The organism is Bartonella sp. ML69XJBT (assembly GCF_028618515.1).
In the GTDB taxonomy this organism is placed as follows: Bacteria; Pseudomonadota; Alphaproteobacteria; order Rhizobiales; family Rhizobiaceae; genus Bartonella.
The window spans coordinates 21,676-36,047 of record NZ_JAQITB010000005.1 but is presented as its reverse complement, the minus strand read 5'-3'; the positions used below and the strand labels follow the sequence as shown (position 1 = coordinate 36,047).

Annotated in this window: 15 protein-coding genes; 6 read left to right on the top strand and 9 right to left on the bottom strand. The window is 39.0% G+C overall.

Annotation, left to right across the window (positions count from 1 at the left end; translation table 11 throughout):
* Positions 1 to 75: 75 nt before the first annotated feature.
* From rplT to nth, 3 genes are all read right to left on the bottom strand, one after another.
* On the bottom strand, positions 76 to 477 hold the full coding sequence (rplT, locus tag PVV68_RS02815) for a 50S ribosomal protein L20 (RefSeq protein ID WP_273720240.1): 402 nt from the start codon (positions 475 to 477) through the stop codon (positions 76 to 78).
* Between the two features lie 33 nt (positions 478 to 510).
* Positions 511 to 714, bottom strand: a complete 204-nt coding sequence (rpmI, locus tag PVV68_RS02810) for a 50S ribosomal protein L35 (RefSeq protein WP_273720242.1) — start codon at positions 712 to 714, stop codon at positions 511 to 513.
* A 183-nt stretch (positions 715 to 897) separates the two neighbouring features.
* Complete coding sequence (nth, locus tag PVV68_RS02805; protein ID WP_273720244.1) at positions 898 to 1,638, bottom strand: endonuclease III; 741 nt, start codon at positions 1,636 to 1,638, stop codon at positions 898 to 900.
* A gap of 119 nt (positions 1,639 to 1,757) precedes the next feature.
* Between nth and PVV68_RS02800 the strand changes: the two genes are divergently transcribed.
* Both PVV68_RS02800 and PVV68_RS02795 read left to right on the top strand, forming a co-directional pair.
* Positions 1,758 to 2,183 (top strand): Hsp20 family protein, encoded by a 426-nt coding sequence (locus PVV68_RS02800; protein ID WP_273720245.1) that lies wholly within the window; start codon positions 1,758 to 1,760, stop codon positions 2,181 to 2,183.
* A 33-nt stretch (positions 2,184 to 2,216) separates the two neighbouring features.
* The gene (locus PVV68_RS02795) at positions 2,217 to 2,468 is read left to right on the top strand and encodes a DUF1150 domain-containing protein (RefSeq protein WP_273720247.1); all 252 of its coding nucleotides are present in this window, start codon (positions 2,217 to 2,219) and stop codon (positions 2,466 to 2,468) included.
* Between the two features lie 859 nt (positions 2,469 to 3,327).
* Here PVV68_RS02795 and PVV68_RS02790 read toward each other — a convergent pair.
* Both PVV68_RS02790 and PVV68_RS02785 read right to left on the bottom strand, forming a co-directional pair.
* Complete coding sequence (locus tag PVV68_RS02790) at positions 3,328 to 3,915, bottom strand: hypothetical protein (protein ID WP_273720249.1); 588 nt, start codon at positions 3,913 to 3,915, stop codon at positions 3,328 to 3,330.
* Positions 3,916 to 4,020: 105 nt separating this feature from the next.
* The gene (locus tag PVV68_RS02785; protein WP_273720302.1) at positions 4,021 to 5,205 is read right to left on the bottom strand and encodes a DNA recombination protein RmuC; all 1,185 of its coding nucleotides are present in this window, start codon (positions 5,203 to 5,205) and stop codon (positions 4,021 to 4,023) included.
* A gap of 91 nt (positions 5,206 to 5,296) precedes the next feature.
* Between PVV68_RS02785 and def the strand changes: the two genes are divergently transcribed.
* Genes def through truA form a run of 3 tightly spaced genes read left to right on the top strand, consistent with a single transcriptional unit; the run spans position 5,297 to position 7,501 of the window.
* The gene (gene def, locus PVV68_RS02780) at positions 5,297 to 5,827 is read left to right on the top strand and encodes a peptide deformylase (RefSeq protein WP_273720250.1); all 531 of its coding nucleotides are present in this window, start codon (positions 5,297 to 5,299) and stop codon (positions 5,825 to 5,827) included.
* On the top strand, positions 5,827 to 6,756 hold the full coding sequence (gene fmt / locus PVV68_RS02775; protein WP_273782647.1) for a methionyl-tRNA formyltransferase: 930 nt from the start codon (positions 5,827 to 5,829) through the stop codon (positions 6,754 to 6,756). The genes def and fmt overlap by 1 nt, the downstream gene beginning before the upstream one ends.
* 1 nt (position 6,757) lies before the next feature.
* Entirely contained in the window at positions 6,758 to 7,501 is a 744-nt protein-coding gene (gene truA / locus PVV68_RS02770) for a tRNA pseudouridine(38-40) synthase TruA (protein WP_273720254.1), read from the top strand.
* Positions 7,502 to 7,533: 32 nt separating this feature from the next.
* Here the strand turns inward: truA and PVV68_RS02765 are convergent, their stop codons facing one another.
* A complete protein-coding gene (locus tag PVV68_RS02765) occupies positions 7,534 to 8,397 on the bottom strand; it encodes an LOG family protein (RefSeq protein WP_273782646.1) in 864 nt (287 codons plus the stop codon).
* Positions 8,398 to 8,509: 112 nt separating this feature from the next.
* Between PVV68_RS02765 and dapD the strand changes: the two genes are divergently transcribed.
* Positions 8,510 to 9,358, top strand: a complete 849-nt coding sequence (gene dapD / locus PVV68_RS02760; RefSeq protein ID WP_273720257.1) for a 2,3,4,5-tetrahydropyridine-2,6-dicarboxylate N-succinyltransferase — start codon at positions 8,510 to 8,512, stop codon at positions 9,356 to 9,358.
* Between the two features lie 86 nt (positions 9,359 to 9,444).
* On the opposite strand, the gene lepA is transcribed toward dapD, so the two are convergent.
* From lepA to argB, 3 genes are all read right to left on the bottom strand, one after another.
* Positions 9,445 to 11,250, bottom strand: a complete 1,806-nt coding sequence (gene lepA / locus PVV68_RS02755; RefSeq protein WP_273720260.1) for a translation elongation factor 4 — start codon at positions 11,248 to 11,250, stop codon at positions 9,445 to 9,447.
* A 944-nt stretch (positions 11,251 to 12,194) separates the two neighbouring features.
* Complete coding sequence (locus PVV68_RS02750) at positions 12,195 to 13,109, bottom strand: DMT family transporter (protein WP_273720262.1); 915 nt, start codon at positions 13,107 to 13,109, stop codon at positions 12,195 to 12,197.
* Positions 13,110 to 13,142: 33 nt separating this feature from the next.
* Positions 13,143 to 14,048, bottom strand: a complete 906-nt coding sequence (argB, locus tag PVV68_RS02745) for an acetylglutamate kinase (RefSeq protein WP_273720263.1) — start codon at positions 14,046 to 14,048, stop codon at positions 13,143 to 13,145.
* Positions 14,049 to 14,372 lie beyond the last annotated feature (324 nt).

The window sequence follows — 14,372 nt, the reverse complement described above, 5'->3', positions numbered from 1 at the left end:
TAGAAAAAACCCCGCACCAGAAATAACCAGTACGGGATCCCAAATAAATGAATGCTTTAAGAGAACACGACTGGCTTATTTGACAGCGCCTTCAAAAGCATTAGGCGTTGTGTTTTTCAAATATTCCAAAGCCTTCTTTGCAGAAGCAACCAAAGCAGAAAAGGCTGCCTTTTCATGAATTGCTATATCTGAAAGAACTTTACGATCAACCTCAATACCAGCTTTTGATAAACCATCAATAAAGCGCCCATAAGTTAAACCTTCTGCACGAACCGCCGCATTAATTCTCTGAATCCACAAAGCACGGAAATTACGTTTCCTATTTTTACGATCACGATAAGCGTACTGCTTTGAACGATCAACTGCTGCCTTAGCTGCACGAATGGTATTTTTACGACGACCATAAAAACCTTCAGCCTGTTTCAAAACTTTTTTGTGTTTAGCGTGCGCTGTTACACCTCTTTTTACACGTGCCATGTAATATTCTCCTAAAAATCAAAAGCGTAAGGTTTAAAAACCATTTGGCAAATAATACTGAATAACTTTTTTAGCATCTGGTTCACTCAAAACCATTGTTCCACGTGCATCGCGAATAAACTTATTCGAACGTTTAATCATGCCATGGCGTTTACCAGCAGATGCTCCTTTAACTTTGCCTGACGCAGTGATTTTAAACCGCTTTTTAGCGGATGATTTGGTCTTCATCTTGGGCATTTTGCTACTCCATACAATATTTATTCATTACAATTTCATTTTATTCCACATAATTCATTAAAGTGGACTTCTTTATTCAAGCGGACCAACGCTTGAATAAGCATGCAAACAGCCACGGCATGCCCTGCCGGACGGTTCCAACCGCATTTCATAAGCTAGTCTACACAAAATAGCAAGAGTGTATCAAAAAAAAACGGGAGCTCCATTGCCTTGAACTTCAACCAAAGGTGCTGGAATTGCATTCGTTTTGATTGCTGCTTTACAGAGATCAGCAATAATGCATTGCATACATTGTGCTTTGCGCGCTTGGCAAATATAACGCCCATGTAAAATAAGCCAATGATGCGCATGACGAAGATAGTGAACCGGTATAATCTTGAGCAACTTTTCTTCAACAATCTCTGGTGTTTTACCAGGCGCTAAACCAAGACGATTGCTAAGGCGTAAAATATGTGTGTCTACTGCCAATGTAGGCTGACCAAAAGCAATATTTAAAACAACATTCGCTGTTTTACGCCCCACTCCAGGAAGGGACATAAGTGCTTCACGCGTATCGGGTACTCGACCACCATAGTGATCAATTAAAAAGCAACAAAGTGTATAAACATTACGCGCTTTTGCACGCCAAAGACCAATGGTACGAATATGGCGTGCAATTTCTTCTTCTCCTAAAGCAATCATTTTTTCCGGACGATCAGCGAGGCGAAATAATTCTTTTGTTGCTTTATTAACACTCATATCTGTCGCTTGAGCCGAAAGAACAACAGCAATTAAGAGCGTAAAAACATCTGTATAGATAAGATCACTCTGAGGAGCCGGACGTTGAACAGAAAAACGGCGAAATATTTCTTCAATTTCATCTTCTCTGTACAATGTTCCAGAAGATTTTCGCGTCTTTGATACTTTTTTTGTCCTTTGAGCCATTGAACTCTCTCAATCTTCTCTCTTGAAGTTATCATTTATACTTGCCATATGAGAGTCATGCAGAAAACACTTTTTATAGAGCTTGGTCAAGAAAAGCCGCTTTGAAGAGGACATTCACAATGACACATGTGACGCCTTTCTCCAATCCCTTTCTTTTAGGATTTGAAACGGTAGAAAAAACATTGCGACGTATTAGTAAAGCTGATGAGACTTATCCCGCTTATAATATTGAGCGTTTACACAAAAACGATGACACAAACTATATACGTATAACTTTGGCTGTTGCTGGATTTAAAGTCAATAATCTCAATATCTTGCTCGACGATAATCAACTGATCATTCATGGCAAACAAACAGACAATCAAAATCATCAATATTTATATCACGGTATAGCAGCGCGCCAATTTCAACGGACCTTTGTTCTAGCCGAGGGAATGGAGGTTTCAAATGCGGAGTTGAAAAATGGTCTTTTATCAATTAATCTACACCAACCAAAAGCAAAAAAACAAATAAAACAGATTCCGATTAAAGTGAGCAGTGCTTAAATCATAAAAGCCAATGCATAAAGGAATAGAGAAATGGGAGAACATAAACAAAGCTTTTCGTTGCAGAATATGTCCTACTCTGAAGTAGGGCAAATTGCTTATTTAAAAAAAGTTTGTACCGATGACCTCGCTAAAAATTTTCCAGATCTTCCTCCAATGACCCCAGGCATTACAATATGGGCTCTTTTTGGTGAAACAGGTTATCCGATCATTTTGTCTGATGAGCGTTCTATTGCTCTTGCCGGAGCCAATGAACATGAGCTACAAATTGTAACTCTACACTAACACTGTTTAAAAAAATAATTGAATGTTTTTATACGCATTATCGATCTTTCTTAAGAAAGGATAGCTATTAGTCTTTTTATAGATAAATTGGAAGCAAATCATTTTAATTTAAGGAATGGCGTAACTAGTTTTTATAAAGAAGTATAGCTGCGCTTAATTTTCTGCTATTTCTTTTATACTCTACGTATACTCTACGCTGTTAGCTTTTATAAAAGATGAGAGCTTTTCTGATTCATGCTATTTAATATATTCTGTTAGCACTCTTTTATATTGAGCTTTTTAGCTTTTATTATTTGCATTTTCTTTTCAAAAAGGATTTTGATCAAAATGCATCTCTGTCATGTTCTCAACTGTACTGAAAGAGTTATTTGATCATAAGAAGGTTTTTTATTCATGTAAATTTAAAAATATATATTTTATTGATAATGATAATTTATCGTTTACATATCGAATGAGAGATCTGAATATCGTAAGACTCTTTCATTGTAAATCTCTTCTATGTTGAATCAATTAAAGTATTGTCTGGCTTCTTGCAAGTAAGACAAGCGTGTATGGTATAGATAAGAACTATAAAAAAGCGTAAAATGCCTCTTATCAAAAGTCTTGATGTAAAGGCTGTCGGAACATGGGATCTGTAAAGAGAATGATAGTGACCAATTGCACCTGCATAAGCATAAAAATTGTGGTGCCCAATGGACTTCATTTTATGACTATCCACGAGCACTCTCGTGAAATTGGCTTGAAAGCATGAAGAGATATCTCTTTAAAACCAAACCTGATCATTTTACTGATAAGAAGTTCTATAATGGAACAAATTACAAAACCAACTCAATTCTTGTCGGTATTTTTATAATCCTCCTTAACGCCGCCCACATGCTTTTAATTGCTGCTCATATTGTTTAGACATTCTTGCCATACGCTGCGCTGCCTGTACAAGTGCACCATTTGCATATCCCCCACTGCGCGCATAAGCACCATGCCCCATATGATAATTTAAATAAAGGCTATAGGCATCATCAAATCTCACACCATTGCGCTCCACACTTTGACGATGATACCAAGCGACAAAATCAGCAGCATCAGCAAAATTCGTACGCCATGCTAAAGACCTCCCCGTAGAGCGAAGATACATTGCCCATGTACTGTCAAGCGCTTGAGAATAACCATAAGCTGTCGACCGGCGCTTCCATGGAATAAAACCAAGTAATTTTGTGCGTGGAGGACGTGCATTATGGCGAAAGTTTGATTCCAACTTAATGGTTGCAAGAATAATAGGCATCGGAATTCCATAACGCATTTCTGCTCTTTTGGAAGCCTTTCCCCAATTATCAAAAAAACCATCTTTTTGTGCTAAAATGGCACAAGCATTATTTGTATGGATCGGGGAAGTTGTTGCACACCCTTCCAGCAGAAACACCAATGCCCCTAAAAACAAAAGGTGTCGCATATTCTCTCTTTCTTTCATGAGGAAATCATGAGAGATGAATACTAAAAAATGATTACCAATCCATAAAAGACTATCATGATAGTTGTGATTACTGAGAAGCTGGTTTTATTCCTCATCAACCAAACGCAATGTTTGCGATTGAACAGATGTTGTCATGTTCGTTGGTTCAACATGATTATCTTTTAATTGAAAATTTTCAATGCGATTAGCACGTTTCATAATTTTGGAGGACGATATTAAGATTCCCTCTACATCTTCACCCGCTTTGTAAAAATGCTTCTGTAATGCACGAACACGGGTATCCATTCTTCCAAAATCTTCCATCAATTTTGCTACTTCTGACTGAATCAAATGCGCTTGTTCACGCATCCGTGCATCTTTCATAATGGTTTGTACAACCTGAACGGATAACATCAACAAAGAGGGAGATACAATGATCACATGTGCTTTATTGGCTTTTTGTACCAATGGCTCAAAATCCTCATAGATTGTGGCAAAAATCGATTCCGATGGAACAAAGAGAAAAGCCGTATCATGTGTTTCTCCAGGAATGAGATATTTTTGGGCAATATCACGAATATGAACTTCCATATCGGTACGAAATTGACGTTCTGCCTCTTGACGTTCTTGTGCGGATGCTGCTTTACGCATGGCATTCCAAGCCTCTAGAGGAAATTTAGCATCAACAACTAAGGAGGGTGATTTATTCGGCATATGAATAAGACAATCTGGTCGCTTTCCATTGGAGAGAACTGCCTGAAAAACATAAGCATTTGCTGGGAGGGCATCGGCAATAATTGCTTCCATTCGTCCTTGACCAAAAGTACCACGCGTTTGCTTATTGCTTAAAATGGCTTGTAGTTGAACGACTTGCCCCGTAAGTGACTGAATATTATTTTGCGCTGCATCAATGACCGCTAAACGTTCTTGCAAACGATTTAAATTTTCATAAGTTGATTTGGTCTGTACCTGAAGGGTTTGACCCAAATTAACTGTCATGCCATTGAGTTGCTCACTAAGTGACTTATTCAATTCAGCCTGCCTTTGACCAAAAATTTCCGCCATTGTTTGCATTCGTCCTTGCATTTCAGCTTGTGTTTTGAGCAATGTGGCCATCTGTATTTGTGCTTCACGGGCACACTTAGCAACTTCGCTTTCCCAAAATGCCTTTTTTCGGTGAGAATAAATCAATATAAAGAACACCAAACATACAAGCAGCAATAAAAGCAGAGCACTCAGTCTTGTAAAAGACTCATCAGAGAGCGTAAAAGAAAAAAACGAATCAAACATAAGGTACAATATAACGTTCTTATCGCAAAAAAGCGCGAGAATCCGTTATTCAATATTGACCCACAACAATGGATTGATTAATCTGTGATCCATGCCAATGAGACCTTTAGTTATTTTACCTGATCCGATTTTACGGAAAGTATCTAAACCTGTCGAGCATATTGATGAAGCTCTCCAAAAGCTTGCTGATGATATGCTGGAAACTATGTATCATGCTCAAGGCGTTGGTCTTGCTGCTATTCAAATTGGTATACCACTGCGCATGTTGGTCATAGATGTCTCGCAAAATGATGAACAGAGAAATCCACAGGTTATTATCAATCCAGAAATCTTATGGCTTTCAGAAGAACGTAATGTTCACAAAGAGGGGTGTCTTTCTATTCCGGAATATTTTGCAGAGGTTGAACGTCCTAAACGCCTTCGTGTTCGTTATCAGAATCGTGAAGGAAAACAAACAGAAATGGAAGCAGATGATCTCTTGGCAACTTGCTTACAGCATGAAATTGATCATTTAAATGGTCGCCTCTTTATTGATCACATTTCAAAAATCAAACGTGATATGGTGATACGAAAATTTAAAAAACGTGCAAAAGAAAACAATACACAGGATGCAGTATTGTAATGGCATTACGATTAAGTTTTATGGGAACACCGCATTTTGCTGTTCCTATTTTACAGGCTTTGTTAGATGCAGGCCATGATATTGTCGCTGTTTACAGTCAACCTCCTCGCCCAGCAGGGCGTCGTGGTCTTAAATTGATCCCATCACCTGTGCAAAATGCTGCAGAAGAAAAATCTATTCCCGTATTCACCCCTCAAACACTCAAAACAACCGAACAGCAGAGGCAATTTGCAGCACTTGCGGTTGATGCTGCGGTTGTTGTTGCCTATGGGCTTCTCTTACCTAAAGCCATTCTTGAAACACCGCGTTTTGGTTGTTTTAATGCCCATGCTTCACTCTTACCACGTTGGCGTGGTGCTGCACCTATTCAGCGTGCCATTATGGCTGGTGATAAGGAAACGGGGATGATGATTATGAAAATGGATGAAGGACTTGATACAGGGCCTATCGCTTTATCGCGCTCCGTCCCTATCACTGATCACATAACGACCGATGAACTCGCAAACAAGCTTTCACATATCGGCGCAGAACTTATGATAGAAGCTCTATCAACTCTGGAAAAAGGACAGCTTCAACTTACCCCACAATTAGAAGAAGGCATCACCTATGCCGCCAAAATTGACAAGGAAGAAACTCGCATTGATTGGACAATGCCCGCAGAACATATTCATAGACATATTCGTGCACTCTCTCCCTCTCCTGGTTGCTGGTGTAACATGAATATCGGTGGACGAGAAGAACGTGTAAAAATTCTTGGAAGTCGTGTAACAACGGGTCCTTCTCTTGAAATCGGTCGAATAGAACCAGATTCTTTAATTATCCATTGTGGAAAAGGACGCCTTGAAGTAACCTATCTGCAAAGATCTGGTGGTAAAGTCCTTGAGTGCGCAACATTTTTGCGAGGCGCTCATATTTCTGCTGTTTCTTGATATGCCACGTTTTAAACTCACCCTTGAATATGATGGTTCAAATTATGCTGGCTGGCAACGTCAAGCAGATCTGCACACCATACAAGGAGCTCTTGAACAAGCCATTTTTCTCTTTTGTGGACAACAATTGACCATCACAACAGCGGGTCGAACGGATGCTGGTGTACACGCTATGGGGCAAGTTGCGCATGTTGATTTTGAAAAAAACTGGCAGACGCACACTATACGCGATGCTCTGAATGCGCATTTGCAAAAACAACGAGAAAATATTTCAATCTTAAATGTCGAAAATGTCTCTCATGATTTTGATGCACGATTTTCCGCAATCAAACGTTATTATCTTTTTAAAATTCTCAATCGCCGTTCTCCACCAGCCCTAAACGCTAAACGCGTATGGTGGATACCAAAACCCCTTAATGCTGAAGCTATGCATGAAGCTGCCCAAAAACTTGTAGGAAAGCATGATTTTACGACCTTTCGTTCAGTACATTGCCAAGCTAAAAGCCCTATTCGCACCCTTGAACGCCTTGATGTGAAAAGAGAAGGAGAAGAAATCTTCCTCTATGCACAAGCACGCTCTTTTCTGCATCATCAAATCCGTTCCTTTGCAGGAAGCTTGATGGAAGTTGGTGTTGGACGCTGGAGAGCACAAGATCTTGAAGCAGCTCTCCATGCTAAAGATCGCACACGGTGTGGTGTTGTTGCACCGCCTTCAGGGCTTTATTTGACTAAAGTGGAATATTAACTGTCCCATCAAAATTAATTCTTCAAAAGCAATTAAGGAAGCTTATAAAAGCAACAAATTTCTTCAAAAGCTTCTGCTGCAGTATTAACAAATTTTACCAAATCAACATCGGAGGGAGAAATTGTGCCTTGTTCTGATAAATAACCAAAATTGATCACATTGTGCCAAAATTCTTTGCCAAACAATAAAATTGGAACCTGTTTCATCCGTCCTGTCTGTATTAACGTTAATGTCTCAAACAGCTCATCTAGAGTACCAAATCCTCCAGGAAAAATCGCTAATGCCTTTGCCCGCATGAGAAAATGCATTTTGCGCATCCCTAAATAATGAAAATTAAAACATAAATGTGGAGTTATGTAAGAATTAGGCGCCTGCTCATGGGGTAAAACAACATTTAAACCAACCGTTGGTGCACCAACATCAAAGGCGCCACGATTTCCTGCTTCCATTATCCCTGGTCCTCCCCCTGTGACAACCACAAATTCACGATATTGAGTGGTAGCAGAATAGCGTGAGCACAAACGCGCAAACTCCCTTGCCTCATCATAATAATGGGACATAGCATGCAAATTTTTCTTTTGCGTGTCATTTTTTGCTGCCCACGCTGCTTGCCCAGATTCAGGAATACGCGCACCACCAAATAAAACAACTGTTGATTGGATATCACATTCTTGAAGCGTTATTTCTGGCTTTAAAAACTCAAGACCAATACGTTGTGAGCGTAATTCTGGACGCATCATAAATTCTTGATCGATATAAGCCAAACGATAAGTAGGCGAACGCATTTGTGCTGAATCAGAAACTTTTTTTACCTGTTGTAGGGCATCCTTCGCATGAAGCAGTGGTGTCCAATGGTTTTGTTCTTCTCCTCGTTTTTCTTTATAGCCTTTTTTCATGCATCTATCCTATTTCTCTTCCTCATCGTTTTATTGACTGCACAGATTTCTTCACGTAGTCCATAGAGTCATAAATATTGAAACTTTCAACTTGTTTAACGGAACTCTAGCCATGACTCATCTCACACAACTGGAAATGATTATTGAAAAAGCATTTGACGACCGCAATTCTATCAATACTACCACAAAGGGGGAAATTCGTGAGAGCGTCGAACATGCACTAAACCTCCTTGATAAAGGAGAAATCCGTGTTGCACAACGCCAAAAAGATGGACAATGGCATGTTCATCAATGGTTGAAAAAAGCTGTTCTTTTGTCTTTTCGCCTCAATCCTATGCGCATCCTTTCTGGTGGCGTCAATGAATCATATTGGTGGGATAAAGTCCCTTCGAAATTTTCTGGTTGGCAAGAAGCTGACTTTCAAAAAGCCGGTTTCCGCTCCGTTCCTGGAGCAATTGTCCGCCATTCTGCCTATATTGCACCAAACGTTATACTCATGCCATCCTTTGTCAATCTTGGGGCTTTTGTTGATGAAGGCACAATGGTTGATACATGGACTACCGTTGGTTCTTGCGCACAAATTGGCAAACATGTTCATCTTTCTGGTGGTGTTGGAATCGGAGGTGTCTTAGAACCACTGCAAGCAAACCCAACGATTATTGAAGATCATTGTTTTATCGGCGCGCGATCTGAAATTGTTGAAGGTTGCATTATTCGTGAAGGTTCTGTTTTAGGGATGGGAGTCTTTATTGGGAAATCCACAAAAATTATTGACCGTACAACAGGCGAAATTTTTATAGGCGAAGTCCCTCCCTATTCTGTTGTTGTTCCAGGTTCTCTCCCCGCTAAACCACTGCCAAATGGTGAAGCAGGTCCAAGCCTTTATTGTGCTGTTATAGTGAAACGCGTTGATCAAAAAACACGAGAGAAAACATCCATTAATGATCTTTTGCGTGACTAAAGTGTACTCTTTAAGAATTCCGTAAAGAACTGTAGCCAATCAACAAAATCAAAGCAATCAATAAGGGAGAATACTCCCTTATTTCATTATTTATTCATTTTGAGCGCTTGAATAAAAGCCGATTGTGGAATTTCTACTTTTCCAAATTGGCGCATTCGCTTTTTGCCTTCTTTTTGCTTTTCTAACAGCTTGCGCTTACGCGTAACATCACCCCCATAACATTTCGCTGTTACATCTTTGCGTAAAGCACGAATTGTTTCGCGCGCAATGATTTTACCACCAATTGCTGCTTGAATCGGAATCTGAAACATATGCTGAGGAATAAGATCCTTCAATTTTTCGCACAGTGAACGCCCACGCTTTTCTGCAATAGTGCGGTGCACAAGCATCGATAATGCATCTATCGATTCTCCATTCACCAAAATAGACATTTTAACCAAATCGCCCTCTGTATAATCTGTCATCTGATAATCGAAGGAAGCATAACCTTTTGAGATTGATTTTAAACGATCATAAAAATCAAAAACAACTTCATTGAGTGGCAAATCATATGTCACCATGGCACGCGTCCCGACATAGGACAAACTAACTTGTATTCCACGCCGTTCTTGGCAAAGCTCTAAAACGGATCCAAGATAATTATCAGGAGTCATTATTGTCGCGCGAATCCATGGTTCTTCAATAGAAGAAATTTTAATAATATCTGGCATATCTGCTGGATTATGGAGTTCTTTGACAGAACCATCATTCATATTCATACGATAAACAACCGAAGGCGCTGTCGCAATTAAATCTAAATTAAATTCTCGCTCTAACCGCTCTTGAATAATTTCAAGGTGAAGAAGGCCTAAAAAACCACAACGAAAACCAAATCCCAAAGCCGCTGATGTTTCAACTTCAAAAGAAAAACTTGCATCATTTAAGCGTAATTTGCCCATGGCTGCGCGTAAATCATCAAAATCAGCGGCATCAATGGGAAAAAGTCCACAAAAAACAACCGGTTGGGCTGGTTTAAAACCAGGTAATGCCTCTTCACAAGGGCGGCGCTCTTCCGTAATGGTATCACCAACCCGTGTATCTGCAACTTCTTTGATGGAGGCCGTTATAAAACCAATCTCTCCTGGACCTAATTCATCGGCCTGAATCATTTTGGGAGTAAAAAACCCAACCCGTTCCACTGGATATTTTGCCCCAGTCCCCATCATGCGAATGGTTTGACCTTTTTTCAACACACCATCAATAACGCGTACCAAAACGATAACACCAAGATATGCATCATACCAGCTATCAACCAACATTGCTTTTAAAGGCTTGTCAACATCACCCGTATGTGGAGGGGGCAATTGTGTAACAATTGCTTCTAAAACATCAGGGACACCTAAACCTGTTTTTGCTGATATTTCCACGGCTTCAGAGGTATCGATGCCTATCACATCTTCAATTTGTTCTTTTATACGTTCAGGTTCTGCCGCCGGAAGATCAACCTTATTAAGTACCACAACCAATTCATGAGAATTATCAATAGCTTGATAAACATTTGCCAACGTCTGCGCCTCTACACCTTGGCTCGCATCTACCACCAACAGCGAACCTTCACAAGCGGCAAGAGACCGTGAAACTTCATAAGCAAAATCCACATGACCAGGTGTATCAATAAGGTTTAAAATATAAGTTTCACCACTGTGCGCTTTATAGTGTAAACGTACTGTTTGTGCTTTAATGGTAATCCCACGTTCGCGTTCAATATCCATAGAATCGAGCACTTGCTCTTTCATCTCGCGGCTCTCAAGCCCTCCTGTCATTTGAATCAAACGATCAGCCAAAGTTGACTTTCCATGGTCAATGTGTGCCACGATGGAAAAATTACGAATATAATTACGATCTACTGTCATAGGGGCGATTTAGCAAAGAATGGCACAAAAGGCAAAGACCAATTATGTCTCTGCGAAAACCTTGCAAAAAATATAAATGAAAAGACTCTTTAAAAACATAGCCCTTCATAACATAAAAAATGAGGATTTTGTTTGCTAAACTCTATACAAATGATTCAAAACACCCAAATGCTGTTAACTTGTTTATATTCATTGCCCTTTTACCGCTCATATGCTGTATATTGTTAGAAATTCTTCTATAGCTTTAGACTTGCGATAAAATTTGCAAAGAGTATTGTTTTCTCTTTGTACATGCTAGCCTATTTCTTTATCAACCTTACACAAAACAACCTTACACAAAACAACCTTATATCGAAGCAGATGATCTTCGCAACTGCTAAAACTTTAGAAATAAGCTCTCTCTTGCACCATGTCTTTTGAAAAACGTCTACTCTTTAAAAAATTTTATTCTTCTTTCTCTTGATCGGATCATACCCCTCATAAAGCACAAAACGCCGCAAAATAGAATGCCATTGTCTTGCACATTCATATCCTGTTTTAAAGAAACTTTTCTTAATGCTCATCATACCCATTTTATGAAAACAACCATGAATAGTATAATATCAAATGCATTGAACAAAACCATTTTTATACTTCTGAAGGCGCCATCATCTATTGCCAGTCTTCAATATTACAATAACACTTTCATTTGAGAGCGTTCATATAAGAAACATTTTTACGCTTTTAAAAACGCTTCTTATCCATACCACTAACCTCACTTGTAGCATGTAAATAAATGATTTTGAGTGATTTAATAATAGGATTTAAATGAGACAATTTTACTATTTTCCTCTTTCTTCTTCAACATAGGAAGAAATAGATTATTCTTATAAAGAAATATATCGACTTGAAAATAAAAACTATGAAATCTTTTTAGATGGAAATAGCATGACAAAAATGCACAATTAATCAAATTTTTCAGTCATTTTCGTTTTTTTACGCCATTGTGAAGGTTGTAGTTCAGCCACAACAATCCCAATCAAAATAAACCCTCCCCCCAATAAAGCTAAAGGGGACAAAAGCTCACCAGCTAAACGCCCAACGATACCAGCCCATACAGGTTCGCCTGCGTAAATGAGTGTTGCACGTGTGGGCGAAATAGATTTTTGTGCCCAATTCATCGCCAATTGAATGATCGCACTCATCAATGCCAAACCTATTCCGATATTCAACCATACCCATGAAAATTCAGGTATGCTTTCACCCACCAAAGGCATACAAAAAAATGAAAAAACACCACTAAAAAATAGCTGTATAATCGTTACACGTCGACTATCAACCCTGTTAGCAAAAATGCTGATGAGGATCACTTCTCCAGCAATTGCTAAAGCGCCTAACAAAGTCAAAACTTCGCCTTTCGAAAAATCAAACTGTCCTGGCTTTTGTCCAGAAATAAAGACAAGACCAATAAAGGCGAAAATAATACCAAGCCAAGAAGCTAAACGAGGTGGTTTTCTAAAAACAATCCATTGCAATATTGGAACTGTCGGAACATAAAGTGCTGTGATAAAAGCTGACTGACTACTAATAATGGTTTGAAGCCCCGCTGCTTGTAAAGCGTAACCTAAAAACATTCCTACACCAATAGCCATCCCAGCAAAAATTTCATAAACAGTTACACCTTTCATAGAGCGCCAAAAAATTGCCCCGCATATAAGTGATGCAACAATAAAACGAAATCCAACAAAGAACAGAGGACCGCTATAGCGTACCGCAATGTGAACGACTAAAAATGTAATACCCCACAATATTGTCGCAGCAAATAATGTGAATTCTGGTTTGCTTAATAAAGAATGTTTCAACTGTTTTATATTCATCATGAAAGGTTTTCTTTTCCAATTCTTCTCTCTAGCTTAGGAAACAATGAGTGTTCCAACTCCCTGTTCGGTAAACAATTCTAGCAAGACAGAATGCGAGGTTTTGCCATTTAAAATGACAACACCTTCCACACCATTTTGGAGGGCTTTTATACACGTCTCTACTTTTGGGATCATACCACCTGAAATCGTTCCATTTTTAATGAGGATTTCCGCTTCAGAAATCGTTAATTCCTTTAAAAGTTTACCTTTTTTGTCTAAAACACCAGGGACATCTGTTAAAAATAAAAGACGTTTGGCCTCTAATGCACCAGCAATAGCTCCAGCAAAAATATCAGCATTAATATTATAGGTCTTTCCATCGCGTCCTGGAGCCACAGGCGCAAGAACTGGTATCATTTCAGAACATGCTAAAAGATCTAACAATGTGCGGTCAACTTCAACCGGTTCTCCAACAAAACCCAAATCTAAAACACGTTCAATATGTGAATCGGGATCAATAACAGTTTTATAAGCCTTTTCAGCAAAAACCATATTGCCATCCTTCCCACACAACCCTATTGCCCATTCCCCCTCGGCGTTGATAAGAGCAACAATTTCTTTGTTTATGGAACCCGCCAAAACCATTTCAACGACTTCAACAATCCGCTCATCAGTTACGCGCAACCCGTTTTCAAAACGTGATTCAATCCCCATTTTCATCAAAATTTCAGCAATTTGCGGTCCTCCACCATGAACAACAACAGGATTGATTCCTGATTGCTTCAACAAAGCAATATCACGTGCAAATGCCCGCCCCAAATCAGGATCGCCCATAGCATGACCGCCATATTTTACAACGACTGTTTCATTTTCATACTTTTGCATATAAGGTAAAGCAGATGATAAAAATGCTGCTTGTGTTGCAAAAACATCTTCAATATCATTTTCAACTTCATCCATCAAAAGAGCCTCCTCATCACTTTTTACCCTTTCTTAAGCAGAATGTAGAAAAAGTGAAAAAAATTTAAAACAAGTTTACTCTATCCACCCCCCCCCTTAAAAAACGCCCATTGTTTACATCACACAAAAGTAATCAAAAGACGCAATAAAGGTTGCCCTTTAAAAGAATTGATATCTAAAAATAAAACAAAACAGATGTACAAAATATCATTGTCTTTATGACCTTGTATATAAATGAAAGCAGAATTTAGAAGAACTTTGAAGCCACACCGTACACTTAACTTACGGATGTTAACTTACGGATCTTTAACAATGAATACAGAT

Excerpts from the sequence above, each read along its gene's own strand:
- PVV68_RS02765 (WP_273782646.1), bottom strand. The coding sequence starts at position 8,397 with ATGAAAAAAGGCTATAAAGAAAAACGAGGAGAAGAACAAAACCATTGG.
- rplT (WP_273720240.1), bottom strand. The coding sequence starts at position 477 with ATGGCACGTGTAAAAAGAGGTGTAACAGCGCACGCTAAACACAAAAAA.
- def (WP_273720250.1), top strand. The coding sequence starts at position 5,297 with ATGCCAATGAGACCTTTAGTTATTTTACCTGATCCGATTTTACGGAAA.
- nth (WP_273720244.1), bottom strand. The coding sequence starts at position 1,638 with ATGGCTCAAAGGACAAAAAAAGTATCAAAGACGCGAAAATCTTCTGGA.
- fmt (WP_273782647.1), top strand. The coding sequence starts at position 5,827 with ATGGCATTACGATTAAGTTTTATGGGAACACCGCATTTTGCTGTTCCT.
- PVV68_RS02795 (WP_273720247.1), top strand. The coding sequence starts at position 2,217 with ATGGGAGAACATAAACAAAGCTTTTCGTTGCAGAATATGTCCTACTCT.
- lepA (WP_273720260.1), bottom strand. The coding sequence starts at position 11,250 with ATGACAGTAGATCGTAATTATATTCGTAATTTTTCCATCGTGGCACAC.
- PVV68_RS02800 (WP_273720245.1), top strand. The coding sequence starts at position 1,758 with ATGACACATGTGACGCCTTTCTCCAATCCCTTTCTTTTAGGATTTGAA.
- dapD (WP_273720257.1), top strand. The coding sequence starts at position 8,510 with ATGACTCATCTCACACAACTGGAAATGATTATTGAAAAAGCATTTGAC.
- rpmI (WP_273720242.1), bottom strand. The coding sequence starts at position 714 with ATGCCCAAGATGAAGACCAAATCATCCGCTAAAAAGCGGTTTAAAATC.
- PVV68_RS02785 (WP_273720302.1), bottom strand. The coding sequence starts at position 5,205 with ATGTTTGATTCGTTTTTTTCTTTTACGCTCTCTGATGAGTCTTTTACA.
- argB (WP_273720263.1), bottom strand. The coding sequence starts at position 14,048 with ATGGATGAAGTTGAAAATGATATTGAAGATGTTTTTGCAACACAAGCA.
- PVV68_RS02790 (WP_273720249.1), bottom strand. The coding sequence starts at position 3,915 with ATGCGACACCTTTTGTTTTTAGGGGCATTGGTGTTTCTGCTGGAAGGG.
- PVV68_RS02750 (WP_273720262.1), bottom strand. The coding sequence starts at position 13,109 with ATGATGAATATAAAACAGTTGAAACATTCTTTATTAAGCAAACCAGAA.
- truA (WP_273720254.1), top strand. The coding sequence starts at position 6,758 with ATGCCACGTTTTAAACTCACCCTTGAATATGATGGTTCAAATTATGCT.